Raw genomic sequence first — 26,881 nt, forward strand, 5'->3', positions numbered from 1 at the left:
CATCACATCCGGAAGACGCCGAAGCCGCCGCGCGCGCCCTCGTAGGGAGCCGTATGGATCGCGGACAGGCACAGGCCGAGGACGGTGCGGGTGTCGCGCGGGTCGATGACCCCGTCGTCGTACAGCCGCCCGGACAGGAACATCGGCAGGGACTCGGACTCGATCTGCTGCTCGACCATGGCGCGCAGTGCGGCGTCGGCGTCCTCGTCGTACGGCTGCCCCTTCGCGGCCGCCGACTGCCGGGCGACGATCGACAGGACGCCCGCGAGCTGCTGGGGGCCCATGACGGCGGACTTGGCGCTGGGCCAGGCGAAGAGGAAGCGCGGGTCGTACGCGCGCCCGCACATGCCGTAGTGACCGGCTCCGTACGAGGCCCCCATGAGCACGGAGAGGTGCGGGACCCGCGAATTGCTCACCGCGTTGATCATCATCGCGCCGTGCTTGATGATGCCGCCCTGCTCGTACTCCTTGCCGACCATGTAGCCGGTGGTGTTGTGCAGGAAGAGCAGGGGGATGTCCCGCTGGTTCGCCAGCTGGATGAACTGGGCCGCCTTCTGGGACTCCGCGCTGAAGAGCACGCCCTGTGCGTTGGCGAGGATGCCGACCGGGTAGCCGTGGAGCGTCGCCCAGCCGGTCGTCAGGCTCGTCCCGTAGAGCGGCTTGAACTCGTCGAAGTCGGAGCCGTCGACCAAGCGCGCGATGACCTCGCGGGGGTCGAAGGGGTGTTTCAGGTCGCCGGGGACGATCCCCAGGAGCTCGTCCTCGTCGTACTTGGGAGGGGCCGCCGGGCCCGGATCGCCGTACGCCTTGCGGTGGTTGAGGCGGGCGACCACGCGCCGCGCCTGCCGGATCGCGTCCTGCTCGTCGACGGCGAAGTAGTCCGCGAGGCCCGACACGCGCGCGTGCATCTCGGCGCCGCCCAGGGACTCGTCGTCGCTCTCCTCGCCGGTGGCCATCTTCACCAGCGGCGGCCCGCCGAGGAAGACCTTGGCCCGCTCCTTGACCATGATCACGTGGTCGGACATACCGGGGATGTACGCGCCTCCGGCGGTGGAGTTCCCGAAGACGACGGCCACGGTGGGGATTCCGGCCGCCGACAGCCGTGTGATGTCACGGAAGATCGCACCCCCGGGGATGAAGATCTCCTTCTGGGACGGCAGATCGGCCCCGCCCGACTCGACGAGGCTGATGCAGGGCAGCCGGTTGGCGAGGGCGATGTCATTGGCCCGCAGGGCCTTCTTCAGGCTCCAGGGATTGCTGGCGCCGCCGCGCACGGTCGGGTCGTTCGCGGTGATCAGGCACTCCACGCCCTCGACGACCCCGATCCCGGTGACGAGCGAGGCGCCGACCGCGTAGTCGCTCCCCCAGGCGGCGAGCGGCGACAGCTCCAGGAACGGCGTGTCCGGGTCCAGCAGCAGCTCGATGCGTTCCCGGGCCAGCAGCTTGCCGCGCTTCCGGTGCCGGGCGACGTACTTCTCGCCGCCGCCCGCGAGCGCCTTGGCGTGTTCGGCGTTCAGCTCGGTGAGCTTGGCGAACATGGCTTCGCGGTGGGCGGTGTAGTCGGGGGCGGCGGTGTCCAGAGCGGACGCCAGGACCGTCACAGGAGTACCTCCGGGATGTCGAGGTGGCGGGAGCGGAGCCATTCGCCGAGGGCCTTGGCCTGGGGGTCGAAACGGGCCTGGGAGGCGACGCCTTCGCCGAGGATGCCTTCGACGACGAAGTTGAGGGCGCGGAGGTTGGGCAGAATGTGACGGACAACTTTCAGATGACAACTTTCAGTTATCAGACTCTGAAATCTGTCAGCTGTCAGTTCATGAACCAACCACCGCCACGCCTCGTCCGTCCGCACCCACACCCCGACGTTCGCGTTGCCGCCCTTGTCACCGCTGCGGGCCCCGGCGATGAGGCCGAGGGGAGCCCGGCGGGTCCGGATTCCGATTGGCAGGGGCTCGGGCAGAGACGGTGGGGCCAAGGTCTCCAGTACGAGGGTGTCGTCTGCCGGAGCCACAGGGATACGGCGTCCGTCGTGGAGGACCGCCACATGGTCCACGGCTCCATGGGGGACGTACACATCCTCGAAGACCCCATAGGGCGAGCCCGTCCCAGGTGGTGCCATCACATGGAATCCGGGGTAGCTCGCCAGCGCCAGCTCGATGGCGGCTCCGCTGAGCGCCCGGCCCACCGCGTCCTGGTCCGGGTCGCGTACGACGAGCCGGAGCAGCGCGCTCGCGGTCTCCTCGGTGGGGGCGTCGGGGCGGTCGGTGCGGGAGAGGTCCCACCGGACCTCGGCGGGGCGGGACTTGGCCGCGTCGAGCGCGGCTTCCATCTGGTCCCGTACGAGCGCGGCCTTCGCCTCGATCTCAAGCCCGGTCAGCACGAAGACGACTTCGTTGCGGAAGCCGCCGAGCCGGTTGAGGCCGACCTTGAGGGTGGGGGGCGGGGCCTCGCCTCGCACGCCGTCGATGCGTACGCGGTCGGGGCCCTCCTGGGTGAGCCCGATCGTGTCGAGGCGGGCGGTGACGTCGGGGCCGGCGTACCGGGCGCCCTGTGTCTCGTACAGAAGTTGCGCGGTGATCGTGCCGACGTCGACGACGCCGCCGGTGCCGTCGTGTTTGGTGATGACGCTCGTGCCGTCCTCGTGGAGTTCGGCTAGCGGGAAGCCGGGGTGGCGGAGCGTGTGTGGGGCGTGCTCGGTGAGTTCGCTGAAGAAGGCGTAGTTGCCGCCGGTGGCCTGGGTGCCGCACTCCAGGACGTGCCCGGCGACCACGGCGCCCGCGAGCCGGTCGTAGGCGTCCGGGGCCCAGCCGAAGTGGGCGACGGCGGGCCCGGTGACCAGCGCCGCGTCCGTGACCCGCCCGGTGACGACGATGTCCGCGCCCGCGCTCAGACACGCGGCGATTCCGGCACCTCCGAGGTAGGCGTGCGCGGCGAGGCTCTTCGGGTGACGAGGTGTGAGGTCGTCCCCCTCGACATGGGCGACGCGCGCCGGAATGCCGAGCCGGTTAGCCAACTCCCGTACGGCGTCGGCGAGTCCGGCGGGATGGAGACCACCGGCGTTCGCGACGATGCGTACACCCCGGTCGTGCGCGAGGCCGAGACACTCCTCCAGTTGCCGCAGGAAGGTGCGCGCGTATCCGCCGGCGGGGTTCTTCAGCCGGTCCCGGCCCAGGATGAGCATGGTCAGCTCGGCGAGATAGTCGCCAGTGAGGACGTCCAGGGGGCCGCCGGTGAGCATCTCGCGCATCGCGTCGAAGCGGTCGCCGTAGAAGCCTGAGGCGTTGCCTATGCGCAGGGGCGCCACGGTCACTTGGCGTCCCCCTTGGGCTCACGCCCCGGTCCCGGGGGCCCCGCGAAGGCCTGCGCGATGTCCAGCCAGCGGTCGGCGTCGGGGCCGTGCGCTTGGAGGGCCAGATCGGCGCGGTGTGCCCGCTGGGTGACAAGGAGGCAGAAGTCGAGAGCGGGCCCGGTGACGCGCTGGGCGGCGCCTTCAGGGCCGTACGCCCACAACTCACCCGACGGACTGACCAGTTCCACGCGGAATTCCTCGCCCGGTGCGGTGAGCCCCCGCACCCCGAAGGCGAAGTCCCGCGTCCTTACCCCGATCCACACCACATGCCGGAGCCGGTCAGTGGGTGCTCGCATCACACCCAACGCGTCTGCCACGTCCTGGCCGTGGGCCCAGGTCTCCATGAGGCGCGCGGTGGCCATGGAGGCGACCGACATGGGCGGCCCGTACCAGGGGAAGCGCGCCCCTGCGGGCGCCGTGCGCAACGCGCGCTCAAGCTCCGCGCGCCGCGCGCGCCACTCCGCGAACAACCGTGCGGGCGCCGTGCGCGCCCCCTCCTCCGCCCCTTCGTCCACGAACGAGTCGGGCGCCGCCAGCGCCTTCTCGGCCTCCCGCGCGAACGCCTCCGCGTCCGTGACGGCCAGCAGCGCCGCCCGGTCCGTCCAGGCGAGATGCGCGATCTGGTGGGCGATGCTCCACCCCTCGGCGGGCGTCGGAAGGACCCACGCAGCCTCCCCCAACTCTCCGACAAGCCGGTCGAGTTCCTCACTCTCCCGGTACAGATCGTCGATCACGAACGACGGGTCGGACACGATGCGCTCCCCTCGGGGCACGACGGTGTGTGCCCCGGAGCATGTCAGCGCCCAAAGAAACAAGCAAGCATGCTTGCATGATTGATTCTCGCCGTCGGGCGCGCGCATCGGAAATTGGCGCGCGCCGCGACTGACCTCCGCCGTACGGTCTCCCTCGTGGACGATGAAGACGGCTACGACGACGAAGACGGCTACTTCGGAGAGACCGTCGCGGCGAGGTATGACGAGTCTTCGGCGGGGATGTTCGCGTCCCGTGTCGTGGACCCGGCCGTCGATGTCCTGGCCGGGCTGGCCGGGCCGGCCGGTGGCGGCCGGGCGCTTGAGCTGGGCATCGGGACGGGCCGTATCGCGTTGCCGCTGTCGCGGCGCGGGGTCGCGGTGCACGGCATCGACATGTCGCGGGCGATGGTGGAGCGGCTGCGGGCCAAGCCGGGCGGCGACGCGATCGGCGTGACGATCGGCGACTTCGCCACGACGAAGGTGGACGGCACCTTCTCCGTCGCGTATCTGGTCTTCAACACGATCAACAACCTGACGACGCAGGACGCCCAGGTGGCCTGCTTCCGCAACGTCGCCGACCATCTGGAGCCCGGCGGGACGTTCGTCGTCGAGGTCGGGGTCCCCGGACTGCGCAGGCTGCCGCCGGGGCAGAACGTCGTGCCGTTCCACACCAGTCCGACGCGGTGGTCGTTCGACGTGTACGACGTGGCGACCCAGGCGATGAGTTCGAACTACGTCGAGGTCGTCGACGGCCGCGGCTCCTACTGGTCCGTCCCGTTCCGGTACGTGTGGCCCGCCGAGCTCGATCTGATGGCGCGGCTGGCCGGGCTGCGGCTGCGCGAGCGGTGGGACGGGTGGACTCGGGAGCCGTTCACGAGTGAGAGCGAGCGGCACGTCTCGGTGTGGGAGAAGCCGGTGGGCTGACGACGGTCCCGACTCGGTCTCGGCCTCAATTGCGTCCCAGGCTCAATTGCGTCCCAGGCTCATCTCCGTCCCAGGCTCATCTCCGTCCCAGACTCAACTCCGTCCCGGACTCAACTCCGTTTGCCGTCCAAGAGCCGCCCCCCCACATACACAACATCGCCATGCACAGGTCACCTCAGTAAGCTCTCCGGCCATGTTCCCCTCTCCACCGCCCCACCCCGCACCCGACGCCGCCGTCTTCCGCTTCGGCATGCGGCGGCTCCGGACCGGCCTGCCGGGCACCCTGATCGCGCTCTGCCTCGCGCCGCTCCCGCTGGTCGTCACGGCGGGCAAGGGCGGGGCGGGCGTCGGGCAGTGGGTGTTCGCCGGGGTGTGGCTGCTGCTCTGGGGCGGGCTCGGGCTGCTGATGACGTACGCCCTGTGGGCGGGGCGCGGGACGCTGCTCGCCTTCGACGCGTACGGGGTGTGGTGGCGACACAGCCGAGAGCGGCACGCGGTGGTGCCGTGGCAGTCGCTGGCCGGGGTCGGCCTGTACTGGGCCCACAAGGGCAACGCCAAGGCGGGCCAGAAGATCATGAGCCTTGAGCTGTGCCCGTACGGCGACGTCGACACCGCCGATCCCCTGCTCAAGCGGCTCGTGGCGCAGGACCAGCCGCTGCGCCCCGGCCTGCCCGACCACCGCTACCGCATCGGCATCCCGATGTACGCCAGCCGCCGCTGGGGGCGCGAACTCGCCGCGGCCGCGTACGACCGCGCGCCGCACCTGTGGTTCGGCGAGCACGAGCGGCCGTACGGCTATATGGGCGCGTTGCAGCGCACGAGCTGAGCGGTCGCGACGCGCCGCCACCCCGTGCCCGCGCGCCACGGCGCCCCGTCCGCGGGGACAGCCACCCCTCTCCGCCCTACCCGCTCTACCCGTCCAGCCGCTTGGCCCGCCCCCGCCCCACCTGCGTCCGTACCGCGCCCATGCTCGCCGCGATGACCAGGGCGATCGCGGCGGCCTCGGTGGCGGAGAGGGCCTGGTCCAGGACGAGGAAACCGGCGGTCGCGGCGACGGCCGGTTCCAGGCTCATCAGGATCGCGAAGGTGGAGGCGGGCAGGCGGCGCAGCGCGAGGAGTTCGAGGGTGTACGGGAGGACGGAGGAGAGGCAGGCCACGGCGGCGCCGAGCGCGACCGTCGTGGGGTTCAGCAGCTTCGTCCCCGATTCCACGATCCCCAGCGGCAGGAACAGCACCGCCGCGACCACCATGGCGAGCGCGAGCCCGTCGGCCTGCGGGAAGCGTCGCCCCGTACGGGCGCTGAAGACGATGTACGCGGCCCACATCGCGCCGGCCGAGAGCGCGAAGGCGACACCGACCGGGTCCAGGGTGCTGAAGCCTCCGCCGCCGAGCAGGAAGACGCCGCCGAGGGCGAGGCCCGCCCAGAGAAGGTTCACGGCGCGGCGGGAGGCGAGGACGGAGAGCACGAGCGGGCCGAGCACCTCGAGGGTGACGGCGGGGCCCAGCGGGATGCGGGCGACCGACTGGTAGAAGAGCCCGTTCATCGCGGCCATCGTGATGCCGAAGACGACGACGGTGCCCCAGTCGGCGCGCGAGTGCCCGCGCAGCTTGGGCCGGCAGACGACGAGCAGCACGATCGCGGCCACGACGAGCCGCAGGGTGACTACGCCGAGCGCACCGGCGCGCGGCATGAGGGTCACCGCCAGCGCGCCGCCGAACTGCACGGAGATGCCACCGGCGAGGACCAGGCCCACCGGCCCGAGCGCGCCCCATCCGCGGGTGCCGGCTGCGGGTGCCGCTTCGGGGGCCGTCACCGTGGCGGCCGCGGCAACCGACGGAGACCGGTCAACGCTGGAGTGGTTCACGGGGGCCGTCCAGAGAGCTCAAGTCAGGGTTTGTTCATCGTAATGCACTTTTCAGTGCAGCGTAATGGACCAGGTCAGGCATGTAAACCTCCTTTGCAGCTTACGGGGCTTCTTCGCGGCGCTCGATTCAGCGGCGCGACATGTACAGGTCCAGCGCCTTGTGCAGCAGACGGTTGAGGGGGAAGTCCCATTCGCCGAGGTACTCGGCCGCCTCGCCGCCCGCTCCGGCCTTGAAGCGGAGGAGGCCGAGGAGGTGGTTGGTCTCGTCCAGGGTGTCGGTGATGCCGCGGAAGTCGTAGACCGTGGCGCCGAGTGCGTGCGCGTCGGACATCATGCGCCACTGGATGGCGTTGTTGGGCTGGACCTCGCGCTTGCGGCTGGTGGACGCGCCGTAGGAGTACCAGACGTGGGAGCCGACGGTCAGCATCGTGGCCGCGGCGAGGACGTCTCCGTCGTGGTGGGCGAGGTAGAGGCGCATGCGGTCCGGGTCCTCCGCCGTCAGCGCCGTCCACATGCGCTGGAAATAGGGCAGGGGGCGCGGAATGAAACGGTCGCGTCCGGCCGTCTCCGCGTACAGCTCGTAGAAGGCGGGCAGGTCGTCGTAACCGCCGCGCACCACCGTCACGCCCGCCTTCTCGGCCTTCTTGATGTTGCGCCGCCACTGCTGGTTGAGGCCCCGTTGGACCTCCTCCAGCGACCGCCCGGCGAACGGGACCTGGAAGACGTACCGCGGCTGCCCGGCCGCGAAGCCGTCCTCGCCGCCCGGCTCGGTCTGCTGCCAGCCCATGCGCCGCAGCCGCTCGGCGATGTCGACGGCCCCCGGCTCGCACGAGGTCGCCGGCACGTCCCGCAGGTGCCGCGCCGCCGGATCGGCGATCGCCGCCTTGACCGCGTCCGCGCTCCACCGGCGTACGACCACGGGCGGCCCCATCTTCACCGAGAACGCGCCCCGCGCCTTGAGGTACGCCAGCATCGGTTCCAGCCAGCGCTCGGCGAGCTCCGCCGCGTGCCAGTCGATGACCGGCCCCTCGGGCAGATACGCGAGATACCGCTTCACCTTCGGCAGCGGCCGCATCAGGACCAGCCCCACCCCGACGAGCCGCCCGCCCCCGCCTCCGTCCCTGTCCCCGTCCCCGTCCTTTTCGAACCACCCCACGCTCTCCGCCCGCCAGTCCGGCTTCACATCGCCCCACGACGGCACCTGCATATGGCTGGCGGACGGCCGCGTCCTGATGAACGCCAGATGTTCTTCACGGGTGATCGCCTGGAGGCGGAGACTCATGCGCGGTGCTCCTCGGGTCGGTGGTGCGGCCAGCGTACTTACGGCAGTCCCGCGGACCGCCCGTCCCGCGGTCCGAACGCGCCGAGCGCGTCCGCGTCCGTGGCCCTGGCGTTGAGGTAGTAGTCCGCCCACTCGGCGATGTCCGGGTAGCCGCACTCCTGGACGAGGCGGGTCGTCGCGGCCGGGATGTCGAAGGGCGTGGTGCGCAGGGTGACGCCCGGCCCGAGGAGGGACCAGTGGGCGCCGGGACGGCCGTACGGCATGCCGACGCTGCCCGGGTTGACGACCGCGCGCCCGTGGGCGAGGCGGACGAACGGCATGTGGGTGTGGCCGCAGACCACCGTCCGGACGGCGTCGTCGAGGTCGGCGAAGACCTCCGCCCAGCGCGCGAGGCGGGAGTCGACCAGCACGAACTCCTCGTCGTCCCGCGGGGTCGCGTGGCAGAACAGCACCTCGCCCAGCCCCTGGACGGAGAGGGTCCGGGTCTTCGGGAGCCCGGCCAGGAAGTCGACCTGGTCGTCGCGCAGCCGGTCCGCGGCCCAGGGAGCGATCGGGTCCGGGATCGAGGTGCGCTGTCCCCGGCGGTACTCGACAAGCTCACGGTCCGCGTTGCCGCTGATCCACACCACCCGGTCGCCCTGTTTCGCCAGCAGGTCGAGCACCTCGACGGGCTGCGGGCCCGCCGCGGTGTCACCGGTGAGCACGATGCGGTCCGCGGCGGCCACGTCCGGCTCGGCGAGCACCGCTTCGAGGGCCGGGAGGACACCGTGGATGTCGGAGAGGACTGCGACTCGCTTCACCATCGTCATGGTCCTCACTCTCGGGAATCCCCGGCCTGGGCGGCCGGGTGTTCGCCCGACGCGGACGTCACTTCTCGTCGCCCGGCACGTACGTCACTTCTCGTCGCCCGGCACGTACGTCATTTCTCGTCGCCCGGCGCGTACGCCACGTCTCGTCGCCCGGCGCGTACGTCACTTCTCGCGGCGCCCGCTCAACCCGTCCTCCCGCACCTCCTCCAGCGCCTCCTCCAGCACCTCCGCCAAGTGCCGCCCCCTCCGCCCCGCCAGCTGCTCCAGCTGCGTACGACACGAGAAGCCGTCCGCCAGGATCACCGTGTCGGCCGACGCCGCGCGTACCGCCGGGAGCAGCTGCTCCTCCGCGCAGGCCGTCGACACCTCGTAGTGCCCCTTCTCGAAGCCGAAGTTGCCCGCGAGGCCGCAGCAGCCGCCCGCGAGGGTGCCGGTCAGACCCGCGGCCTCGCGCAGCCGGCGGTCGGCCGCGTCGCCGAGGACCGCGTGCTGGTGGCAGTGGGTCTGGCCGACGGCCGGGCGGTCGACGCGGGGCGGGGTCCAGTGCGGGGCGTGGCGCTCCAGGGCCTCCGCGAAGGTGACCACCGCGGCGGCGAGACGGGCGGCGCGGGGGTCGTCGTGCAGCAGCTCCGGGAGGTCCGAGCGGAGGGCGGCGGCGCAGCTCGGTTCGAGGACGACGACCGGGGTGCCCATCTCCAGGTACGGCTCCATCAGGTCCAGCGTGCGGCGCAGCACGGCGCGGGCGCGGTCGAGTTGGCCCGTGGAGACATACGTCAGACCGCAGCAGACACGGTGCCGGCGGCGCGGCAGCAACATCCGGAGACCGACCGGCCCCTTCGTGACCCCGTCCCCGATCGCCCTCTCCGGCAGCCCCTCGGCAACCCGCCCTTCAGACCCCTCATCCCCGACCCGCCCGTCACTTCCGGCCCGTCCCTCATACCCCTCATCCCCGACCCGCCCCTCAAACGGCCCATCCCCCATCCCCTCCGCGAGCCCCTCCCCCATCGCCCCCGCGAGCTCCTCCCCCCTCGGCCAGAACCTCATCCGCTTGTTCGGCGGCAGCAGCACCGTCACCCCCGCCGCCTCCAGGACACGCACGGCAGCCCGCCCCACGGACGGCGACAGGTGCTCGGTGAAGGTGTCCGGCCACAGGACGACGACCTCCTGGCCCGGGCCGAAGCCGGGGAAGGGACCCGGCTCGCCGCCCCGCTTCAGGTCCCGTACGAACGCTCGTGCCATGTCCCGGAATCTCCGTGACCACCACCGGCTGAACGTCTCGGTCGCCACCCGCGGAATCTCCCGCTCGGGCGCGATCCCGCCCAGCCGCTTGGCCAGGGCCGCCAACGGACGTACGGAGGCGAGGGAGTTGACCAGCGGGGCCGCGCGTGTCCGTGCCACCGCCTCCAGCCACACCGGCAGCCATCCCATCGCGTAGTGCGCGGCCGGGCGTCGCCGCCCCTCGTAGTGGTGGTGGAGGAACTCCGCCTTGTACGTGGCCATGTCGACGCCGACCGGGCAGTCGGACTTGCACCCCTTGCAGGACAGGCACAGGTCCAGCGCGTCCCGGACCTCCGTCGACCGCCAGCCGTCGGTCACGATCTCGCCCGCGAGCATCTCGTGGAGCAGCCGCGCCCGGCCCCGCGTGGAGTGCTCCTCCTCGCCGGTCGCCCGGAACGACGGGCACATGACACCCGCGTCGGCGGCCACCGGCGTACGGCACTTGGCGACCCCCACACATCTGCGCACTGCCGCCGAGAAGTCCCCGCCGTCCGACGGATACCCGAACACCACGTCCACGGGCTCGCGGGGCAGCACCGCGAACCGCAGGTTCTCGTCGAGCCGGTCGGGCCGCACCAGCATCCCGGGGTTGAGCAGGCCGTCCGAGTCCCAGATGTCCTTGGCCCGCTCGAAGAGCCCCACCATCTCGGGGCCGTACATCTTGGGCAGCAGCTCCGCCCGCGCCTGCCCGTCCCCGTGCTCGCCGGAGAGGGAGCCGCCGTGGGACACGACCAGTTCCGCGAGTTCCTCGGAGAAGCGCCTGAAGCGGCCCACGCCCGCCGTCGTCAGCAGGTCGAAGTCGATGCGGACGTGGATGCAGCCGTCGCCGAAGTGCCCGTACGGCGTGCCGCGCAGGCCGTGGGACGTCAACAGGCCCCGGAAGTCGCGGAGATACGCCCCGAGCCGGGCGGGCGGCACCGCGCAGTCCTCCCAGCCGGGCCAGGCCTCTCCCCCACTCTCGGCTCCGCTCGAGCGGGAGGGGCCCCCATCGTCCGGCATCCGACTCGCCCTACCGCTCGCGTCCTCGCGCAGCCGCCACAGGGCGCGCTGCCCGGCCGGGTCGGTGACCACGAGGGCGTCCAGGACGTCGGCGGCCCGCACGATCGCCTCGGCACGCGCGCGTGCCTCCCGCGCGTCCGAGCCGCCCGTCTCGACGAACAGCCAGGCGCCACCCCGGGGCAGCCCCGCATCCGCCGGTACGAGATCCGCGGCCATCCCCTCCACCGTCAGCGGCCCGTGCGGCAACAGCCCCGCCGCCGCCTCCGCCGCCGCGCTCTCGTCCGGGTACGCCAGCACGGCCAGCGCCCGCGCTTGGGGCGCCTCGACGAGTCGTACGACCGCCTCGGTCAGCACCCCCCAGGTGCCCTCGGAACCGCAGAAGGACCGGGCGACGTCCGCGCCCTTCTCGGGCAGGAGGGCGTCCAGCGCGTACCCGGAGATGCGGCGGGGGAGCTGTGGGAAGCCGGTCCGCAGGCGCGCCAGCTCGCCCTCGACCAGGGCCCGGAGGCCGTCGGGGGCGCCCTGCCAGTCCTGCCCCAGCCGCGCGGCGACCCCGTGACCGGTGACCACCGACAGCTCCCGCACACTGTCCGCCGTCGTGCCCCAGGCCACCGAGTGCGACCCGCACGAGTTGTTGCCGATCATTCCGCCGAGGGTGCAGCGGCTGTGGGTCGAGGGGTCGGGGCCGAAGCGCAGGCCGTGCGGGGCGGCCGCGTCCTGGAGGCTGTCCAGTACGACACCGGGCTGGACCACGGCCGTACGGGCGTCCGCGTCGAGCGACACGATCCGGTTCATATGGCGGGTGAAGTCCAGGACGATGCCCTTGCCCGTCGCCTGTCCGGCGATCGATGTGCCGCCGCCGCGTGCCACGACCGGCACGCCGTGCGCGCGGCACACGGCGAGGGCCGCCGCCACGTCCTCGGCGTCGCGCGGGGCCACCACACCGAGCGGGACGCGCCGGTAGTTGGAGGCGTCCATGGTGGTCAGCGCCCGCGCGGTCGCGTCGAAGGCGACCTCGCCGCGCACGGCCTCGCGCAGTCCGGCGCGCAGTCCCGCGAGATCAGTCGCGCCCTGCCGCCCCTGATCGGTCGTGCCCTGCCGCCCCAGATCCGTCATGCCCCCAGGATGCCCCCGAGCACTGACAGTGACGGCTCAGCCACCGCACGGAAATCAGTCGCCTTCTACCGCCGATGCGGGCGAATCGGGCCGGAGGGTGAAGCCCGCAACCAGAACCTTCCCAATTCGATCACGAACTCTCATATAGTGACGCCGAGTTAAGCACCAGGTGTCGCTTCTCGCCCAGGAATCTCGCCCAAGAACCTCGCCCCGGACACGACCGAGGACACGATTCATGACCGCCCCCACCCCCTCCGGCGAACGACCCACCCTCCGCGCCGTCGCGCCCGCGCCCCTGATCACCGCCGTCCCGGCCACGCTCGCGGTCGTCGTCGCCGTCGCGCTGGCACCCGACTCGGTGCGCGCACCCCTCGCCTGGGGCGGGAGCGCGGCCGCCGTGCTGCTGTGCGCGGCCGTCGCGGTGGCCGCCCGCGCCGTACAGGCGTCGAAGCTGGTACGCCGCCGCCTCGACTCCGTGACCCAGGACGCCGGACGGCTCCTTCAGGAACGGGCCCGGCTGGCCGAGGAGTTCAACCAGGAGCGGACCCGGCTGACCGACGACGCCTCCCGCGAGCGGGCGCGGCTCGCCGAGGCCTCGGCGCAGGAGCGCGCACGCCTCACCGAGGCCGCGGAACGGGAACACGCGCGCCTCACCGAGGAGTTCACGGCCAAGCGGCAGCACCTCACCGACGAGCGGGCCCGTCTCACCCAGGAGAACGCCCGGCTGACCGAGCGCGCCCGGCAGGCCTCCAGTGACCGGGCCGCCGCGATCTCCGCGACCGCCAACGCGGCGGGCCGCATGCAGGCGCTGGCCACCGGCATGCTCGCCGACCTGCGCGCCATGGAGGAACGACACTCCGACGAGGAGGTCCTCGCCGACCTGCTGCACCTCGACCACCGCACCGCACAGGCGGGCCGCCTCGCCGACTCCGTGGCCGTCCTCACCGGCGCGCGCTCCGGGCGCCGCTGGGCCCGGCCCATCGTCATGGAGTCGATCCTGCGCGGCGCGATGGGGCGCATCGGCGGCTACCAGCGCGTCCGCGTCCACTCCGCCAGCGAGGCCGCCGTCGCCGGACACGCCGCCGAGGGCGTGATGCACGCGCTCGCCGAACTCCTCGACAACGCCGCGAACTTCTCGCCGCCGACCGCCGAGGTCCACGTGTACGTCGAGGAGGTCCCGGCCGGCGTCATCGTCTCCGTCGAGGACAGCGGCCTGGTCATGGGCGACGTCCAGCTGCGCCGCGCCGAGCGCGCGGTCTCCGGGGACATCGCCGAACTGGGCGGCCTCACCGGCACCCGGCTCGGTCTCGCGGTGGTCGGCCGGCTGGCCCGCAAGCACGGCCTGAAGGTGTCGTTCCGGCCCTCCGCGCGCGGCGGCACGGGCGTCCTGATCCTCATCCCGCAGGACCTGCTCAGCCTCCCCTCGGTCCCGGCGCCCGCCGAGCCCGAGCCCGCCCCGGCAGCCATCGAGGAGCACGTCGAACCGCCGCGCCCCCAGGTGTCGTACGCCGCCGCCCGCGCCGCCGACGACCTCGACCCGGACCCGGTCCCCACCCACGACTCGCCCCGGCACGAGCCCGACTCCCCGTCGACCGGCGGCCTCCCCAAGCGCCGCCGCGGCCGCACCCTCGCGCACGCCGAGCGCAGCCGCACGCACGCCACGAACCCGGCCGACCCGGAACCCCGTACCACCGGGACCGCGGAGGACTCCAAAGCCAGGGCCGCCCGCTTCGGCAGCTTCCGCCAGGCGGTACGCGGCACGACGCCGGGCTCCGAAGACGCCGTACGCCGCACTACGCCGGGCCCGGAAGACGCCGTACGCCGCACGACGCCGGGCCCCGAAGACTCCGTACGCGGCACGTCGTATACGCCCGAATCCCCGGTACGCGGCACGTCGTACGCCCCCGAAGACTCCGTACGAGACGAAGACGAAGAAGCCGTACGGGACACAGCCCCCGCCACCCCCTCGACCTCTCATGCGCACCCGGAAGGCGACACCACCCCATGACCGGCACCACCACCGCCGACGAGAAGCTCTCCTGGCTCATCGAGGGCCTCCTTGAGCGCACCCCGGGCGCCCGGCACGCGCTCGTGCTCTCCCGCGACGGCCTGAAGCTGTGCCGTACACCGGAGCTCTCGGTCGACCAGGCCGACCAGCTCGCCGCGATCGCCGCCGGCATCCAGTCGCTGTCCCACGGGGCGTCCGTCGAGTTCGGCGACGGCAGCGGGGGTGTGCGGTCCGCCATGGCCGAGTTCTACGGCGGGGTCCTGTTCATCGTGGAGGCGGGCGACGGCGCCCACCTCGCCGTGGTCACCTCCGAGGACGCGGACGCCGGTCTGGTCGGGCACAACATGAGCGAGCTCGTGGAGCAACTCGGCGAACACCTGAGCGCGCCGCCCCGTACGTCATGAGCCGTCCGGGCAGGGACGACGCGCCCGACCGGCTGTACACCCTCACCGGAGGGCGAAGCCGGTCCGGGCCCGACACCCCCTTCGACCTGGTGACGCTCGTGGTCGCCGAGTGCGATCCGGTGGTGGGCATGCAGTCGGAGCACGCCGCGATCCTGCGGCTGTGCGAGCGGCCGACGGCGGTCGTGGAGATCGCCGCCGAGCTGAAGCTGCCGGTGTCCATCACCCGCATCCTGCTCTCCGACCTGCTCGCCGCGGGCCGCGTCAGCGCCCGTCATCCGCACGCCGCCGCTCTCCCCGATCCCGACATCCTGGAGCAGGTGCTCGTTGGACTCCGCAACCTCTGAAGACCGGGCCGACGCAGGCGCCCGTACGCCCCTCGGGGCCACCGCCGACAACGGCCTGAAGATCGTCGTCGTGGGCGGATTCGGCGTCGGCAAGACGACCCTGGTCCGCTCCGTGAGCGAGATCCGTCCCCTCAACACCGAGGAGACGATGACCCGGGCCGGCGAGGCGATCGACGACATCAGCGAGGTGCGCGGCAAGTCCGCGACCACGGTCGCCTTCGACTTCGGCCGCATCACGCTCGACGCCCGCAACGTGCTGTATCTGTTCGGCGCACCCGGCCAGGAACGCTTCTGGTTCCTGTGGGACCGCCTCTTCTCCGGCACGCTCGGCGCGGTCGTCCTCGTCGACACCCGCCGCATCGACGACTCCTGGTACGCCATCGACCGGCTGGAGCACCACGGCACGCCGTTCATCGTCGCCTGCAACGACTTCGGCGGGCCCACCCACACCCCCGCCCAGATCCGCGAGGCCCTCGACCTCGACCCGAACATCCCGCTGCTCGACTGCGACGCCCGCTCAAGGGAGTCCAGCAAGCGGGTGCTGATCACGCTCGTCGAGCACCTCAAGACCCGGTACGCCGCCCAAGCCCCCGCCTCTGTCCAGGAGTTGGCCCTGTGAGCCCCGCCCCCGTGCCCCTGAGCGGGCCCCGGTTCCAGACCGAACCCGCCGAGCTGTACCGGGAGATGCGGCGCGACCACGGCGCCGTGGTGCCGATCGTGCTCGACGGCGACATACCGGCGTGGCTGGTGGTCGGCTACCGCGAACTGCACCAAGTCACCGGCGATCCCGTGCTGTTCAGCCGGGACTCCGACCTGTGGAACCAGTGGGACCGCATCCCCGACGACTGGCCGCTGCTGCCGATGATCGGCCGCAAGCAGCCCTCCATCCTCTACACCGTCGGCGAACGCCACCGCGAGCGCGCCGCGATGATCAGCGACGCGCTGGAAGCCGTCGACCCCTTCGAACTGCGCACCCAGGCCGAGAAGTTCGCCGACGAACTGATCGACGCGGTGTGCGCGAAGGGCGAGACGGACATCGTCACGGACTACGCGGCCCTGCTGCCCGTCCGCGTCCTCGCGACGCTCTACGGCTTCGCGGAGGAGCAGGGGCCGGGCCTGGTCACCGCCCTCAACGACATGATCAACGGGCGGGAGGGGGCGCTGGCGGGCCAGCAGCACCTCGCCACGTCCATGGCGCAGCTCCTCGCCGACCGGAAGGCGGCGCCCGCGAACGACGTGGTCAGCCGGATGCTCGCCGACACCTCGGGCTTCACGGACGAGGAGATCTCCCAGGACCTGATGGTCATGATGGCCGCGGGCCACCAGCCGACCGCCGACTGGATCGGCAACTCGCTGCGCCTGATGCTCACGGACGAACGTTTCGCCGCCTCTCTCTTCGGCGGCCGGCACAGCGTCGCCGAGGCCATGAACGAGGTCCTGTGGGAGGACACGCCCTCCCAGAACATCGCCGGCCGCTGGGCCTCCCGCGACACCCAGCTCGGCGGCCGCCGCATCCGCACCGGCGACCTGCTGGTGCTCGGCCTCCAGGGCGCCAACTCCGACCCCCAGGTCCGCACCGACGGCTCCGCCCTCACCGGCGGCAACAACGCCCACTTCTCCTTCGGCCACGGCGAGCACCGCTGCCCGTTCCCGGCCCAGGAGGTCGCGGAGGTCATCGCGCGGACGGGCATCGAGGTCGTCCTGGACCGGCTGCCGGACATCGACCTCGCCGTACCCGCCGAGTCACTGACACGGCGGCCGTCCCCCTGGCTGCGGGGACTGACCGAACTGCCCGTGCGCTTCACTCCCACCCCGGCCCTTGGAGGCTCGACCGTATGACGACCGGCACCGAAGAGACCCGTATCGCCCTGGACCCCTTCGTCACCGATCTGGAGGGCGAGAGCGCCAGGCTGCGCGAGGCGGGCCCCCTCGCCGCCGTGGAACTGCCCGGCGGCGTCCCGGTCTGGGCGGTCACCCACCACGCCGAGGCGCGTGCGCTGCTCAACGACCCCCGGCTGGTGAAGGACATCAACGTCTGGGGTGCCTGGCAGCGCGGCGAGATAGCCCCGGACTGGCCGCTGATCGGGCTCGCCAACCCCGGCCGTTCCATGCTCACGGTGGACGGCGCGGACCACCGGCGGATGCGCACGCTGGTGGCGCAGGCGCTGACTCCGCGGCGGGTGGAGCAGATGCGGGAGCGGATCACGAAGCTGACGGAGGGGCTCCTCGACGGTCTGCCGACGGACGCCGACGTCGTCGACCTCAAGGCCGACTTCGCCTACCCCCTGCCCATGTTCGTCATCGCCGACCTCATGGGGATCGAGGAGTCCCGGCTCCCCCGCCTCAAGGAGCTCTTCGAGAAGTTCTTCTCGACGCAGACCCCGCCCGCTGAGGTCATCGCCACGCTCACCGAACTCGCCGGGATCATGGCCGAGACGGTCGCCGCCAAGCGTGCCGAACCCGGCGACGACCTCACGTCCGCCCTGGTCCTCGCCTCCGAGGACGGCGACCACCTCACCGACGAGGAGATCGTCTCCACCCTCCAGCTGATGGTGGCGGCGGGCCACGAGACGACGATCTCGCTGATCGTCAACGCGGTCGTCAACCTCTCCACCCACCCCGACCAGCGCGCCCTCGTCCTCTCCGGCGAGGCCGACTGGTCGTCGGTGATCGAGGAGACCCTGCGCTACTCCACGCCCACGTCGCACGTCCTGATCCGCTTCGCGACGGAGGACGTGGCCGTCGGTGACAAGGTGATCCCTGCCGGGGACGCGCTGATCGTGTCGTACGGCGCGATCGGCCGGGACGAGAAGGCGCACGGATCGACGGCGGGCGACTTCGACATCACTCGGACGACCGAGAACCGGCACATTTCGTTCGGGCACGGGCCCCATGTCTGCCCGGGGGCCGCCCTGTCCCGCCTGGAGGCGGGCGTCGCCCTCCCCGCGCTGTACGAGCGCTTCCCCGGGCTCGACCTCGCCGTCCCGGCTGCGGAACTCCGCAACAAGCCGGTGGTGACGCAGAACGATCTGTTCGAGGTGCCGGTGCGGCTGATTACGGGCTGAGGTGAGGGGGGGTTCGCCCCCGCCGCCCCTACCCGTCCCTTCCTGGAGCTCCGCCCCAGACCCCGCTCCTGAAACGCCGGAGGTGCTGAATCTTTCCCCGGCCGGGAGTCTGGGGGGCAGCAGCCCCCAGGGACGGGGAAGGGCAGGGGCGGCGGGGGCGAAAAACCCACCCCCCGTCACCCCCACCCCGTCTCACCCGACGGACCACGTTTCACCCAGGTTTCCGGAAACAGTTAGGCTCCCCATCGTGGCTGATATCCAGATTCCCGCTGACATCAAGCCCGCCGACGGACGATTCGGCGCGGGCCCCTCCAAGGTGCGTACGGAGGCGCTGGACGCGCTCGCCGCGACCGGCAGCTCCCTCCTCGGTACGTCCCACCGCCAGGCCCCGGTCAAGAACCTGGTCGGCAAGGTCCGCGCGGGCGTGAGCGAGCTCTTCTCCCTGCCGGACGGCTACGAGGTCGTCCTCGGCAACGGCGGCTCCACCGCGTTCTGGGACATCGCGACCCACGGCCTGATCGAGAACAAGTCGCAGCACCTCACCTTCGGCGAGTTCTCGTCGAAGTTCGCGAAGGCCGCGAAGCTCGCCCCCTGGCTGGCCGAGCCGAGCGTCATCTCGTCCGACCCGGGCACGCACCCGGAGCCGGAGGCCGAGGCGGGCGTCGACGTCTACGCCTTCACCCACAACGAGACCTCGACGGGTGTCGCCGCGCCGATCAAGCGCGTCGCGGACGCCGACGAGGGCTCCCTCGTCCTGGTGGACGCCACGTCCGGCGCCGGCGGCCTCCCCGTCGACATCGCCGAGACCGATGTCTACTACTTCGCCCCGCAGAAGTCGTTCGCCTCCGACGGCGGCCTGTGGATCGGCGTCTTCTCCCCGGCCGCGATCGAGCGCGCCGAGCGCGTCCACGCGTCCGGCCGCCACATCCCGGAGTTCTTCTCGCTCCCGACGGCGATCGACAACTCCCGCAAGAACCAGACGTACAACACCCCGGCCCTCGCCACCCTCTTCCTGCTCAACGAGCAGCTGGAGTGGATCAACGGCCAGGGCGGTCTGGACTGGTCCACGGGCCGCACCAAGGACTCGTCGACCCGCCTCTACAGCTGGGCCGAGGACAGCAAGTACGCGACCCCGTTCGTCGCCGACCCGGCCAAGCGCTCGCAGGTCATCGGCACGATCGACTTCGCGGACGAGATCGACGCCGCCGCCGTCGCCAAGGTCCTGCGCGCCAACGGCATCGTCGACACCGAGCCCTACCGCAAGCTCGGCCGCAACCAGCTCCGCGTCGCGATGTTCCCGGCGATCGACCCGGCGGACATCGACGCGCTGACGAAGTGCATCGACTACGTGATCGAGAAGCTCTGACCGTTTCTCGTACGACGATGGGGGCGCCCGGCGCGTGATTCGCGCACCGGGCGCCCCTTTCTCATGTCGCCATGCATGTCTTTCTCATGGCGCCGTGCGCGTCTTCCTCATGCCGCGCACGTCTCTCTCATGTCGCCGCGCACGTCACCACCGGCGTCCCCCCGCCCCCCGGCGCTCCCCCGAACCCGAAGCTCACCGAACCGCCCACCGGCACGCTCCCGTTGTGATCGGCGTTCACGGCGGTGACGGTCGCCCCGCTCTGTGTGTACGTCGCGTTCCACATGTTCGTGACCTGCTGCGCCCCGCCCCAAGCCCAGGTCACCTGCCAGGACTTGAGCGCGGTGGTCCCCGTATTGGTCACCTTCACATCGGCGTTGAAGCCGCTGCCCCAGTCACTGCTGACGGTGTAGGTCGCGGCGCACGCCGCCGTACTGCCGCCGCCCTCTCCTCCACCACCGCTCCCGCCACCGCTGCTGGGAAAGCCCGGGGCTTTGATGCTCGCCAGATACCCGTCCTTCACGGTGTCCACGGTCGCCCAGTCGTCCTTCAGGATCCCGCCCGTGTCACCGGAGTTGGGGTTCCACGACCAGAAGGTCCAGGAGATGCTGTCGGCACCGTAGGTGGCCGTGGGGCGCAGGTACGAGACCAGCGCGGCCAGCCACTTCTGGTCCACCGTCGACTGGAGTGTCGTACCGAACTCGCCGACCCACACCGGCGCGATGTTCTGTTTGAAGATGTAGCCCCAGTACTTGTCCCACACTCCCGGCATGTTGTCCGGGAACGTCGGGTCGCTGAACCAGCTCTGCTGGGCCACGCTGGTGGCGTAGTCGTGGGCGGAGTACACGACCCGGTCGGCCACGCTCAGCTGCACGGGATACTGCGCGACGCCCATCAGATTGCCGCCCCACCAGCCCGACACACCGCCGAAGCTCTGCACGCCCTCCACGAAGATCAGCAGGTCGGGGTTGACGGACAGGACCGCGTTCCCCGCCCGCTGGGCGGCCAGCCGCCAGTCGGTCGCCGTGTCGCCGCAGCCCCAACAGGCAGGATCGTGCGGCTCGTTGTGCAGGTCGATGCCGATGACGGTGTCCTGGCCCGCGTATCGCGCGGCCAGGGACTTGAGATGGGTGATCCAGGTCGACTCCGGGACGGCGGCGGTGTACCAGAGCGCGGACTGCCCGCCCGAGTCCGGCCGGTGCCGGTCGAGGATGACCTTCAGGCCGTCCTGACCGGCGTACGCCACGATCTTGTCCATGACCTGAAGGGAGTTGAGGCCCTGCAGGTCGGCGTTCTTGCCACTGGAGAAGTCGATGCTGTTGGGACTGGTTCCGTTGAACAGGTCGTCGCTGTAGGGCAGCCGGATGGTGTTGTAGCCCAGCGACTTCATCTGGTCGATCATGCTCTTGTAGTCGCGCGACCAGAGGCCGTGGACGACGTAGTTGCCGGTCTCGAAACCGAACCAGTTGATCCCGGCGATGCGTACGGGCTGGTTCGCCGCGTCGAGGATCTGGTGGCCGCTGGTGTGCCAGTAACCGGCGCCGGGTGCGGCGGCCGTGACCTCGGCGTGCGCCGCCTGCACCCCCACCAGGGGTAACAGCAGCGCGGCAGCGGCGCACAGCGCTCTTCGGAAGCTGCGGAACATGTGCGGGTTCCTCTCGGGGGAGGCGCGGCCCCGGAACTGATGGGAGCGCTCCCATGCACCGCGCACCTCCCATGGAACGGATAGAACATGAGCACGTCAAGCCGCTGGGCAGTGCTGGATGACAACGCGTGCATTCGGTGTCTCTATGGATGTATGGCCACTGAGACTCCGAGCCCCGAGCTCGCCCCGCTCGCCAAGCAGTACGCCGTCCTGCTGACGAGCCACAAGAAGGACGGCACAGGCGTCGGCACCCCGGTGAACATCGCCGTCGAGGGTGACCACGCGTACTTCCGCACCCCGGGCAGCACGTGGAAGGTCAAACGCCTGCGCAACAACCCGGAGGTGGAGATCGCCCCGTCCACCTTCCGCGGCGCGCCCACCGGGCCCGAGATCCACGCCCGTTCCCGGCTGCTCGACCACGGCAGTGAGGAGGACAAGCACGCGGCGAAGCTGCTGCGGCGCAAGTACCCGTTCATGCAGGGCGTCTTCGTGCCGCTCGCCCACAAGGTGATGCGGACGCCGACGCTGCACTACGAACTGCGGCCGGTGCAGGAGTAGTTCAGTCCTTGCGCAGCAGCCGCCGGATTCCGAACAGCGCGCCCAGGACGACGGCGACGGCGAGCGCGCCGACCTTGACGTCGGAGCTCATGCCGTCGCCGCCGCCACTTCCGCCTGCGGCGGCCGAATTCCCGTCCTTGGAGGGTGACTTGGAGTCCGAGTACCCCGGCACGCTCTCGGGCTCCACGGAACTCCCCGCCCCCTCGCTGCCGTACATCAGGCGCGACCCGTCGGCGGTGTAGGTGACGGACTCGCCCTGTCCCTGCAACGGGACGTTCAGCCGCCCCTGCCGCTTGAGCTTCCCGCCGTTCCACTCGTACGCGATCCCGCCGAAGTACCCGCGTACGGCGAGCTGTTCGCCGTCGGGCGAGAAGGCGCCGTCGGTGACCCAGAGGTCGATGGCGGCGACGGGCCGGAAGACGTTCGTACCGGAGGCGGAGAGCTGGGCGGGGCCCTCGTACAGGTGCCCGCCGTCCTCGTTCTTGTCGGCGATGTAGACCCGCCCGGTCTTGGGGTGCACCATCAGCGCCTCCGCGTTGCGGGCCCCGTCCCCGTACTTCACGACGTACTGCGTGGCGCGGATCGTCTGGTCCTTGAGCACCTTCGGCTCGGGCAGCTTGTAGATCCACACGTGGTCCCACTTGCCGCCGAGGTTGTCGCCGATGTCACCGACATAGAGGTTGTCGTCGGGCCCGATGGAGATGGCTTCGACATCCCGTGGGGCGCCGACCCCGGTCATGGTGATCGTGGCGACGGTATTCCCCGTCTTGCTGTCGACGGCGTAGAGGTAGGCGCCGTCGTCGCTGTCGTTGTGCGTCCAGTAGATGCCGGGGTGGGCGTGCGAGGCGGCCAGTCCGCTGGACTCCGTGATCCGGGGATCCTTGATCGTGAACCGGTCGTCCCCGCCGGCACCGCTGTCGGCGAGGGCCGGCGCCGCCAGCGCGACGACGAGGGCGGCTGCGACTCCGGCAAGGCACGGAAGGGATCGGCGCATGACCCCAAGCCTGCCATCCCGGCCGGTCGTTCACCTCGGCCATACTCGCCGGGCCCACTCGCACGGGCGTGTCCAGCCTCACACCCCCACGGCCCATGGCACCCGCACCGATCGTCCATGATGAGCGGATGCTCAGGTTCATGCCCGTCGGCGACTCCATGACGATCGGAAGCGCGGGCGAACACACATGGCGTTACCGAATGTGGCAGCACCTGCGCGCGACGTACGGAGGCCCGTTCCGGATCGTCGGCCCGCGCGAGACGCTCTACGACAAGGCGACGGAGTCCCCCGACTCGCACGAGTACGCGGACCCGGACTTCCCCCGCGCCCACCTCGCGGGCTGGGGCGAGGGCTGGCTCCACATGGCCCCCCTGATCGGCGAGGCGGTCCGCTCGCAGCGCGCCGACGTGCTCCTGGTCTCCCTCGGCCTGATCGACCTCGGCTTCTACACGAACGCGACCCAGACGGCGGACAACGCCCGCACCTTCATCGCCGAGGCCCGCGCGGCCAACCCCCGGATCCGCATGGTCCTGCTCCCGGTGATACCGAACGTCCGCGCCGAGTCCGACGCCCCCTTCGCCACCGAGGTCGCCTCCTTCAACGAGCTCCTCGCCAAGACGGTCGCCGACCTCGACGAGCCCCGCTCGCCGCTCCTCCTGGCATCGCCGCCACCCTCGTACGACATCAACTTCGACACGTACGACGGCACGCACCCGAACGCGAGCGGCGAGCACAAGATCGCCGAGGGCTTCGCGGAGGCCATGTACCAGGCCTGGGACCTGGGCGAGCCGTACGGGGCCGAAACCGCCTGACCGAATCCCGGCGTGCCCTGGTCACCCTGCGTATCGTTGTACTGCGCGGCTGCACTCGACCGGGTTGCGGCCGGGGAGGAGCGCCACCATGACCGTCGTAGAGAACGACAGGATTGCCATGGCCACCATCAACGAACACATCCTTGACGAAATGTTCGACCAGATGACCGTCCCCGAGGGCTTCAAGGCCGAGATCGTCGAGGGGGCCGTCCACATGGTGCCGCAGCGGAGTATTCACTGGTTGATCATCCGCAAGATCGTGCACGCGCTAGACGCGAGGTTCGGTGAGGACGCCTTGGTGTTCTCGGATGTCCGCATCGACTTCCCCGGCCATCAGAACGGTTTCTGCCCCGACGTGGCAAAGCTCCGTGACGGGGCAGAGCAGGACTCGACGGGCCACTGGCTCTACCAGGACGTCGAGTTCATCGCTGAGGTGCTCTCCAAAGGAACTGCCTCCAATGACTACGGCCCAAAGAAGACCGCGTACGCCGCCGCAGAAGTGCCCGTCTACCTCGTCGTGGACCCGTACGTCGGCAAGTGCCATGTCCACACACAACCCAAAGGCAGCGACTACCTCATGCAGACGACTGTCGCCTTCGGCGGCGAGGTCGACATGACCTCCACTGTCCTCGGCCTCACCCTCAAGACGGACCGGTTCCCCCGCGACTAGCCAGCTGCACGGGCCGTCACCAGCGCGAACGACAAGAACTCGCCCCCGTCGACCGTCAGCATGTCAATGACCGGCTGCTGGGCGGCCTCGCCGTCCGGGACGTGGGCGGCGCACGCCCGGCTCCACAACAGCCAGTCCCCCCAGCCGTCCTCCTGCAACCGTGCGGACGTCACCCTCACCAGCTCGGTGATCTCCCACTGGAACCGCCACCACTCGGCCGTGTGCCAGGCGATCGCCTCCCAGCCGACAAGGTCCTTGATGTGCGCGGGGATCGCCCCCATCTCACGGACCTCGCGGGTCAACGCGGGCGTGGCGATGCCCAGTTGACCGTCGGGTCGCAGGAACTTCACCAGATACGGCAGATAGCTGTCCGCCGTACCGAAGTACTCGAACGCGTCGATGCTCACGATCGCATCGAAGCTCCCCTCCTCGAAGGGGAGTTGATGCGCCTCGGCCCGTACGGCCTCCACCTGCCCGCCGACGCCCGCCTCGGCGAAGACGGCCTCGGCCTCCTTCTCCCCGACCCACCAGTCGGCCGCGACGACCCGCACGCCGTACTCCCGCGCGAGGAACACGGAGGTCGCCCCCTTCCCGGACCCGAGGTCGAGGACCCGCATGCCGGGCCGCAGGTCCAGGTCCCGCGCGAGGTCCTCCAGCAGCCACAGGGGGTTCGGGCCCATGTCGAGGCCGAGCAGCCAGGCGGGGTCGTAGGCGGAGGAGCGGGGGTAGCGGTCCGGGCGGACGAGTGCGTCCAGGGCGGTGGTCATGGGGTCCGACCCAAGCGGGCCGGGGGGTGGGGGTCAACTGGGTTTCGGGGGCTTGGGCGGGGGCGAGAACCGTCTCAGGTGCCATCCCCGTACCGGAGTGGGCGTCAGCCCATGTGGACCGGCGCCGAAGCCGCGCCCTCGACGTGCTGCTGCTTTCCGGCGTTGACGGCGAACGCGGTGACGGCGAGGCCGGCCAGGAACATCGCCGCGGCGGCGGCGAAGGCCATCGTGTAGCCGTGCGTCACGGCCTCGCCCGCCTTCGACACCAGGACGAAGTCCTGGGTGGCCAGACCCCGGTAGAGAGCCGAAGCGGCCTCGGGCAGCTTGTCGTTCGCGGCCGACGTGGAAATCGTCGAGAGGATCGCCAGGCCGAGCGCCCCGCCGATCTGCTGGGCGGTGTTGAGCAGCGCCGAGGCGACACCGGTGTCCTGGGGGGAGACACCACTGACCGCGCCGAGCGTCATCGGGACGAAGCTCGCGCCCAGGCCGAGGGCGGTGACGAACATGGCGGGCATCAGATGCGCGGCATAGGAGGAGTCCGGCTCCAGGGTGGCGAACCAGAACATGCCCACGGCCGCGACCAGCAATCCCGGCCCGGCGATCAGCCGCGGCGCGAAGTGGGTGACCAGCTTGGAGCTGACGCCCGCGGCCACCGCCATGCCAAAGCTGAACGGAAGGTAGGCGAAGCCGGTCCTGACCGGGCTGTAGCCGAGGATCAGCTGCATGTAGAGGGTCAGGAAGTAGAACGTGGCGAACATGCCCGCGCCGATGAACAGCATGGTGGCGTAGGAGCCCCAGCGGCTGCGGTCGGCGAACAGCCGCAGCGGCATCATCGGATCCGCCGACTTGGCCTGCAGGAACAGGAACGCGACCAGCAGCACGGCCGCGGCCGCGAAGAAGGCCGGCGTGAGCCCGTTGGTCCACCCGTGCTCACCGCCGCGCGTGATGCCGTAGACCAGCGCGATCAGCCCGCCGGTGCCGGTGATGGCGCCGGGCACGTCCAGGCGCCCGGGGTGCCGCTCGGCCTCGACGAGCGTCCGCGTCCCCGCCAGCACCGCAAGCCCAATGGGAATGTTGACGAAGAAGACCCATCGCCAGTCCAGTACGTCGGTGAGCGTGCCGCCCAGCAGCAGCCCGACCGTCGCGCCGACGCCGCCCATCGCCGCGTACACGCCCATGGCCGCATTGCGTGACTTGCCGACAGGGAACGTCGTAGTAATGAGCGCCAGCGCACTGGGCGCGGCCAGCGCCGCCCCGACGCCCTGCAGGATGCGAGCGGCGATCAACAGCCCCTCGTTCGGGGCGAGTCCGCCGAGCAGGGACGCCAGCGTGAAGACCGCGATGCCCACCTGGAACATCTTCCGCCGCCCGAAGAGGTCCCCCGCCTTGCCGCCGAGCAGCAACAGGCCGCCGAACGCCAGCGCGTACGCGTTGACGACCCACGCCAGATTCGAGTCGGAGACACCCAGGTCGGTCTGAATGGCGGGCAGGGCGATGTTGGTGATCGTGGCGTCGAGGACCACCATCAGCTGGGCCGCGGCGATCACGACCAGGGCGAGTCCGAGATGCCGTCCACCGGATGCACGGCCGGAGCCGGAGGTATCCGGCCCCGCGGGGGCGACGACAGCGGTGCTGTCAGCAGACGCAGACATGGAAATACTCCAAAGGTGGGCTGGAAACATTTCCCCGGAGCACGGAAGTGACTCAAAAAGTCAACTTTCATTCCGAGAGAGAAGCCGGGCGAGCGGAATCCGACGAAACGGGACGCCCACACAATGCAATCCGAGAACACGGCGCCAACAAGGCGCAACGGGGCTCGAGACGAAGCTCGACCATAGCAGCCGGCAGCCCTTGAAAACGGCGAGAATTTCCGCCGACCC

Annotated in this window: 23 protein-coding genes; 12 read left to right on the top strand and 11 right to left on the bottom strand. The window is 70.9% G+C overall.

All coding sequences use genetic code 11. From position 1 onward, the window contains the following. Positions 1 to 2: 2 nt before the first annotated feature. Genes ACZ4WS_RS37675 through ACZ4WS_RS37685 form a run of 3 tightly spaced genes read right to left on the bottom strand, consistent with a single transcriptional unit; the run spans position 3 to position 4,098 of the window. Positions 3 to 1,601: an acyl-CoA carboxylase subunit beta gene (locus tag ACZ4WS_RS37675; RefSeq protein WP_467987475.1), complete on the bottom strand. Its 1,599-nt coding sequence runs from the start codon at positions 1,599 to 1,601 to the stop codon at positions 3 to 5. Next, positions 1,598 to 3,301: an acyclic terpene utilization AtuA family protein gene (locus ACZ4WS_RS37680; protein WP_467987581.1), complete on the bottom strand. Its 1,704-nt coding sequence runs from the start codon at positions 3,299 to 3,301 to the stop codon at positions 1,598 to 1,600. The genes ACZ4WS_RS37675 and ACZ4WS_RS37680 overlap by 4 nt, the downstream gene beginning before the upstream one ends. Positions 3,302 to 3,303: 2 nt before the next feature. Continuing rightward, positions 3,304 to 4,098: a TIGR03084 family metal-binding protein gene (locus tag ACZ4WS_RS37685; RefSeq protein ID WP_467987476.1), complete on the bottom strand. Its 795-nt coding sequence runs from the start codon at positions 4,096 to 4,098 to the stop codon at positions 3,304 to 3,306. Positions 4,099 to 4,254: 156 nt separating this feature from the next. Between ACZ4WS_RS37685 and ACZ4WS_RS37690 the strand changes: the two genes are divergently transcribed. Together ACZ4WS_RS37690 and ACZ4WS_RS37695 are read left to right on the top strand one after the other, a co-directional pair. Beyond that, positions 4,255 to 5,022 carry a class I SAM-dependent DNA methyltransferase gene (locus tag ACZ4WS_RS37690; RefSeq protein ID WP_467987478.1) on the top strand — a complete coding sequence of 256 codons (768 nt, stop codon included), beginning with the start codon at positions 4,255 to 4,257 and terminating at the stop codon, positions 5,020 to 5,022. A 193-nt stretch (positions 5,023 to 5,215) separates the two neighbouring features. Next, positions 5,216 to 5,848 carry a hypothetical protein gene (locus ACZ4WS_RS37695; RefSeq protein WP_467987480.1) on the top strand — a complete coding sequence of 211 codons (633 nt, stop codon included), beginning with the start codon at positions 5,216 to 5,218 and terminating at the stop codon, positions 5,846 to 5,848. Positions 5,849 to 5,933: 85 nt separating this feature from the next. Here the strand turns inward: ACZ4WS_RS37695 and ACZ4WS_RS37700 are convergent, their stop codons facing one another. The 4 genes from ACZ4WS_RS37700 to ACZ4WS_RS37715 form a co-directional block, all read right to left on the bottom strand. Further along, on the bottom strand, positions 5,934 to 6,887 hold the full coding sequence (locus ACZ4WS_RS37700) for an EamA family transporter (protein WP_467987481.1): 954 nt from the start codon (positions 6,885 to 6,887) through the stop codon (positions 5,934 to 5,936). Positions 6,888 to 7,014: 127 nt separating this feature from the next. Continuing rightward, positions 7,015 to 8,169 (bottom strand): lipid II:glycine glycyltransferase FemX, encoded by a 1,155-nt coding sequence (locus ACZ4WS_RS37705; RefSeq protein WP_467987482.1) that lies wholly within the window; start codon positions 8,167 to 8,169, stop codon positions 7,015 to 7,017. Between the two features lie 38 nt (positions 8,170 to 8,207). Continuing rightward, a complete protein-coding gene (locus ACZ4WS_RS37710; protein WP_467987583.1) occupies positions 8,208 to 8,972 on the bottom strand; it encodes a metallophosphoesterase family protein in 765 nt (254 codons plus the stop codon). Positions 8,973 to 9,140: 168 nt separating this feature from the next. After that, complete coding sequence (locus ACZ4WS_RS37715) at positions 9,141 to 12,371, bottom strand: FAD-binding and (Fe-S)-binding domain-containing protein (protein ID WP_467987484.1); 3,231 nt, start codon at positions 12,369 to 12,371, stop codon at positions 9,141 to 9,143. Between the two features lie 235 nt (positions 12,372 to 12,606). Between ACZ4WS_RS37715 and ACZ4WS_RS37720 the strand changes: the two genes are divergently transcribed. From ACZ4WS_RS37720 to serC, 7 genes are all read left to right on the top strand, one after another. Continuing rightward, on the top strand, positions 12,607 to 14,379 hold the full coding sequence (locus ACZ4WS_RS37720; RefSeq protein ID WP_467987485.1) for a sensor histidine kinase: 1,773 nt from the start codon (positions 12,607 to 12,609) through the stop codon (positions 14,377 to 14,379). Next, positions 14,376 to 14,783, top strand: a complete 408-nt coding sequence (locus tag ACZ4WS_RS37725) for a roadblock/LC7 domain-containing protein (protein ID WP_467987486.1) — start codon at positions 14,376 to 14,378, stop codon at positions 14,781 to 14,783. The genes ACZ4WS_RS37720 and ACZ4WS_RS37725 overlap by 4 nt, the downstream gene beginning before the upstream one ends. Beyond that, complete coding sequence (locus tag ACZ4WS_RS37730) at positions 14,780 to 15,127, top strand: DUF742 domain-containing protein (protein ID WP_467987487.1); 348 nt, start codon at positions 14,780 to 14,782, stop codon at positions 15,125 to 15,127. Before ACZ4WS_RS37725 ends, ACZ4WS_RS37730 begins: the two co-directional genes overlap by 4 nt. Next, positions 15,108 to 15,746 (top strand): GTP-binding protein, encoded by a 639-nt coding sequence (locus ACZ4WS_RS37735; protein WP_467987488.1) that lies wholly within the window; start codon positions 15,108 to 15,110, stop codon positions 15,744 to 15,746. Before ACZ4WS_RS37730 ends, ACZ4WS_RS37735 begins: the two co-directional genes overlap by 20 nt. Continuing rightward, positions 15,743 to 16,966, top strand: a complete 1,224-nt coding sequence (locus ACZ4WS_RS37740; RefSeq protein WP_467987489.1) for a cytochrome P450 — start codon at positions 15,743 to 15,745, stop codon at positions 16,964 to 16,966. The genes ACZ4WS_RS37735 and ACZ4WS_RS37740 overlap by 4 nt, the downstream gene beginning before the upstream one ends. Next, the gene (locus tag ACZ4WS_RS37745; RefSeq protein ID WP_467987490.1) at positions 16,963 to 18,192 is read left to right on the top strand and encodes a cytochrome P450 family protein; all 1,230 of its coding nucleotides are present in this window, start codon (positions 16,963 to 16,965) and stop codon (positions 18,190 to 18,192) included. Before ACZ4WS_RS37740 ends, ACZ4WS_RS37745 begins: the two co-directional genes overlap by 4 nt. Before the next feature lie 247 nt (positions 18,193 to 18,439). Next, on the top strand, positions 18,440 to 19,558 hold the full coding sequence (gene serC / locus ACZ4WS_RS37750) for a phosphoserine transaminase (protein WP_467987492.1): 1,119 nt from the start codon (positions 18,440 to 18,442) through the stop codon (positions 19,556 to 19,558). A 127-nt stretch (positions 19,559 to 19,685) separates the two neighbouring features. Here the strand turns inward: serC and ACZ4WS_RS37755 are convergent, their stop codons facing one another. Then, positions 19,686 to 21,200, bottom strand: coding sequence for a cellulase family glycosylhydrolase (locus tag ACZ4WS_RS37755; protein WP_467987493.1), 1,515 nt, complete (start codon positions 21,198 to 21,200; stop codon positions 19,686 to 19,688). Positions 21,201 to 21,353: 153 nt separating this feature from the next. On the opposite strand from ACZ4WS_RS37755, the gene ACZ4WS_RS37760 reads away from it, so the two are divergent. After that, complete coding sequence (locus tag ACZ4WS_RS37760) at positions 21,354 to 21,758, top strand: PPOX class F420-dependent oxidoreductase (RefSeq protein ID WP_467987494.1); 405 nt, start codon at positions 21,354 to 21,356, stop codon at positions 21,756 to 21,758. A 1-nt stretch (position 21,759) separates the two neighbouring features. Here ACZ4WS_RS37760 and ACZ4WS_RS37765 read toward each other — a convergent pair whose 3' ends face one another. Next, positions 21,760 to 22,752: a WD40 repeat domain-containing protein gene (locus ACZ4WS_RS37765; protein ID WP_467987495.1), complete on the bottom strand. Its 993-nt coding sequence runs from the start codon at positions 22,750 to 22,752 to the stop codon at positions 21,760 to 21,762. A gap of 128 nt (positions 22,753 to 22,880) precedes the next feature. Between ACZ4WS_RS37765 and ACZ4WS_RS37770 the strand changes: the two genes are divergently transcribed. Then, positions 22,881 to 23,564, top strand: coding sequence for an SGNH/GDSL hydrolase family protein (locus tag ACZ4WS_RS37770; RefSeq protein ID WP_467987496.1), 684 nt, complete (start codon positions 22,881 to 22,883; stop codon positions 23,562 to 23,564). Positions 23,565 to 23,652: 88 nt separating this feature from the next. Continuing rightward, complete coding sequence (locus ACZ4WS_RS37775) at positions 23,653 to 24,234, top strand: Uma2 family endonuclease (protein WP_467987497.1); 582 nt, start codon at positions 23,653 to 23,655, stop codon at positions 24,232 to 24,234. Here ACZ4WS_RS37775 and ACZ4WS_RS37780 read toward each other — a convergent pair. Further along, positions 24,231 to 25,001, bottom strand: coding sequence for an SAM-dependent methyltransferase (locus tag ACZ4WS_RS37780; RefSeq protein ID WP_467987498.1), 771 nt, complete (start codon positions 24,999 to 25,001; stop codon positions 24,231 to 24,233). The genes ACZ4WS_RS37775 and ACZ4WS_RS37780 overlap by 4 nt on opposite strands. A 104-nt stretch (positions 25,002 to 25,105) precedes the next feature. Further along, entirely contained in the window at positions 25,106 to 26,653 is a 1,548-nt protein-coding gene (locus ACZ4WS_RS37785; RefSeq protein WP_467987500.1) for an MFS transporter, read from the bottom strand. Between the last annotated feature and the right edge of the window lie 228 nt (positions 26,654 to 26,881).

This window comes from Streptomyces sp. NPDC029292 (genome assembly GCF_055569295.1).

What these genes read in the sequence shown, in the direction of transcription:
- ACZ4WS_RS37695 (WP_467987480.1), top strand. Translation starts at nt 5,216, where the DNA reads ATGTTCCCCTCTCCACCGCCCCACCCCGCACCCGACGCCGCCGTCTTC.
- ACZ4WS_RS37705 (WP_467987482.1), bottom strand. Translation starts at nt 8,169, where the DNA reads ATGAGTCTCCGCCTCCAGGCGATCACCCGTGAAGAACATCTGGCGTTC.
- ACZ4WS_RS37710 (WP_467987583.1), bottom strand. Translation starts at nt 8,972, where the DNA reads ATGGTGAAGCGAGTCGCAGTCCTCTCCGACATCCACGGTGTCCTCCCG.
- ACZ4WS_RS37715 (WP_467987484.1), bottom strand. Translation starts at nt 12,371, where the DNA reads ATGACGGATCTGGGGCGGCAGGGCACGACCGATCAGGGGCGGCAGGGC.
- ACZ4WS_RS37720 (WP_467987485.1), top strand. Translation starts at nt 12,607, where the DNA reads ATGACCGCCCCCACCCCCTCCGGCGAACGACCCACCCTCCGCGCCGTC.
- ACZ4WS_RS37725 (WP_467987486.1), top strand. Translation starts at nt 14,376, where the DNA reads ATGACCGGCACCACCACCGCCGACGAGAAGCTCTCCTGGCTCATCGAG.
- ACZ4WS_RS37730 (WP_467987487.1), top strand. Translation starts at nt 14,780, where the DNA reads ATGAGCCGTCCGGGCAGGGACGACGCGCCCGACCGGCTGTACACCCTC.
- ACZ4WS_RS37745 (WP_467987490.1), top strand. Translation starts at nt 16,963, where the DNA reads ATGACGACCGGCACCGAAGAGACCCGTATCGCCCTGGACCCCTTCGTC.
- ACZ4WS_RS37755 (WP_467987493.1), bottom strand. Translation starts at nt 21,200, where the DNA reads ATGTTCCGCAGCTTCCGAAGAGCGCTGTGCGCCGCTGCCGCGCTGCTG.
- ACZ4WS_RS37760 (WP_467987494.1), top strand. Translation starts at nt 21,354, where the DNA reads ATGGCCACTGAGACTCCGAGCCCCGAGCTCGCCCCGCTCGCCAAGCAG.
- ACZ4WS_RS37765 (WP_467987495.1), bottom strand. Translation starts at nt 22,752, where the DNA reads ATGCGCCGATCCCTTCCGTGCCTTGCCGGAGTCGCAGCCGCCCTCGTC.
- ACZ4WS_RS37770 (WP_467987496.1), top strand. Translation starts at nt 22,881, where the DNA reads ATGCTCAGGTTCATGCCCGTCGGCGACTCCATGACGATCGGAAGCGCG.
- ACZ4WS_RS37775 (WP_467987497.1), top strand. Translation starts at nt 23,653, where the DNA reads ATGACCGTCGTAGAGAACGACAGGATTGCCATGGCCACCATCAACGAA.
- ACZ4WS_RS37780 (WP_467987498.1), bottom strand. Translation starts at nt 25,001, where the DNA reads ATGACCACCGCCCTGGACGCACTCGTCCGCCCGGACCGCTACCCCCGC.
- ACZ4WS_RS37785 (WP_467987500.1), bottom strand. Translation starts at nt 26,653, where the DNA reads ATGTCTGCGTCTGCTGACAGCACCGCTGTCGTCGCCCCCGCGGGGCCG.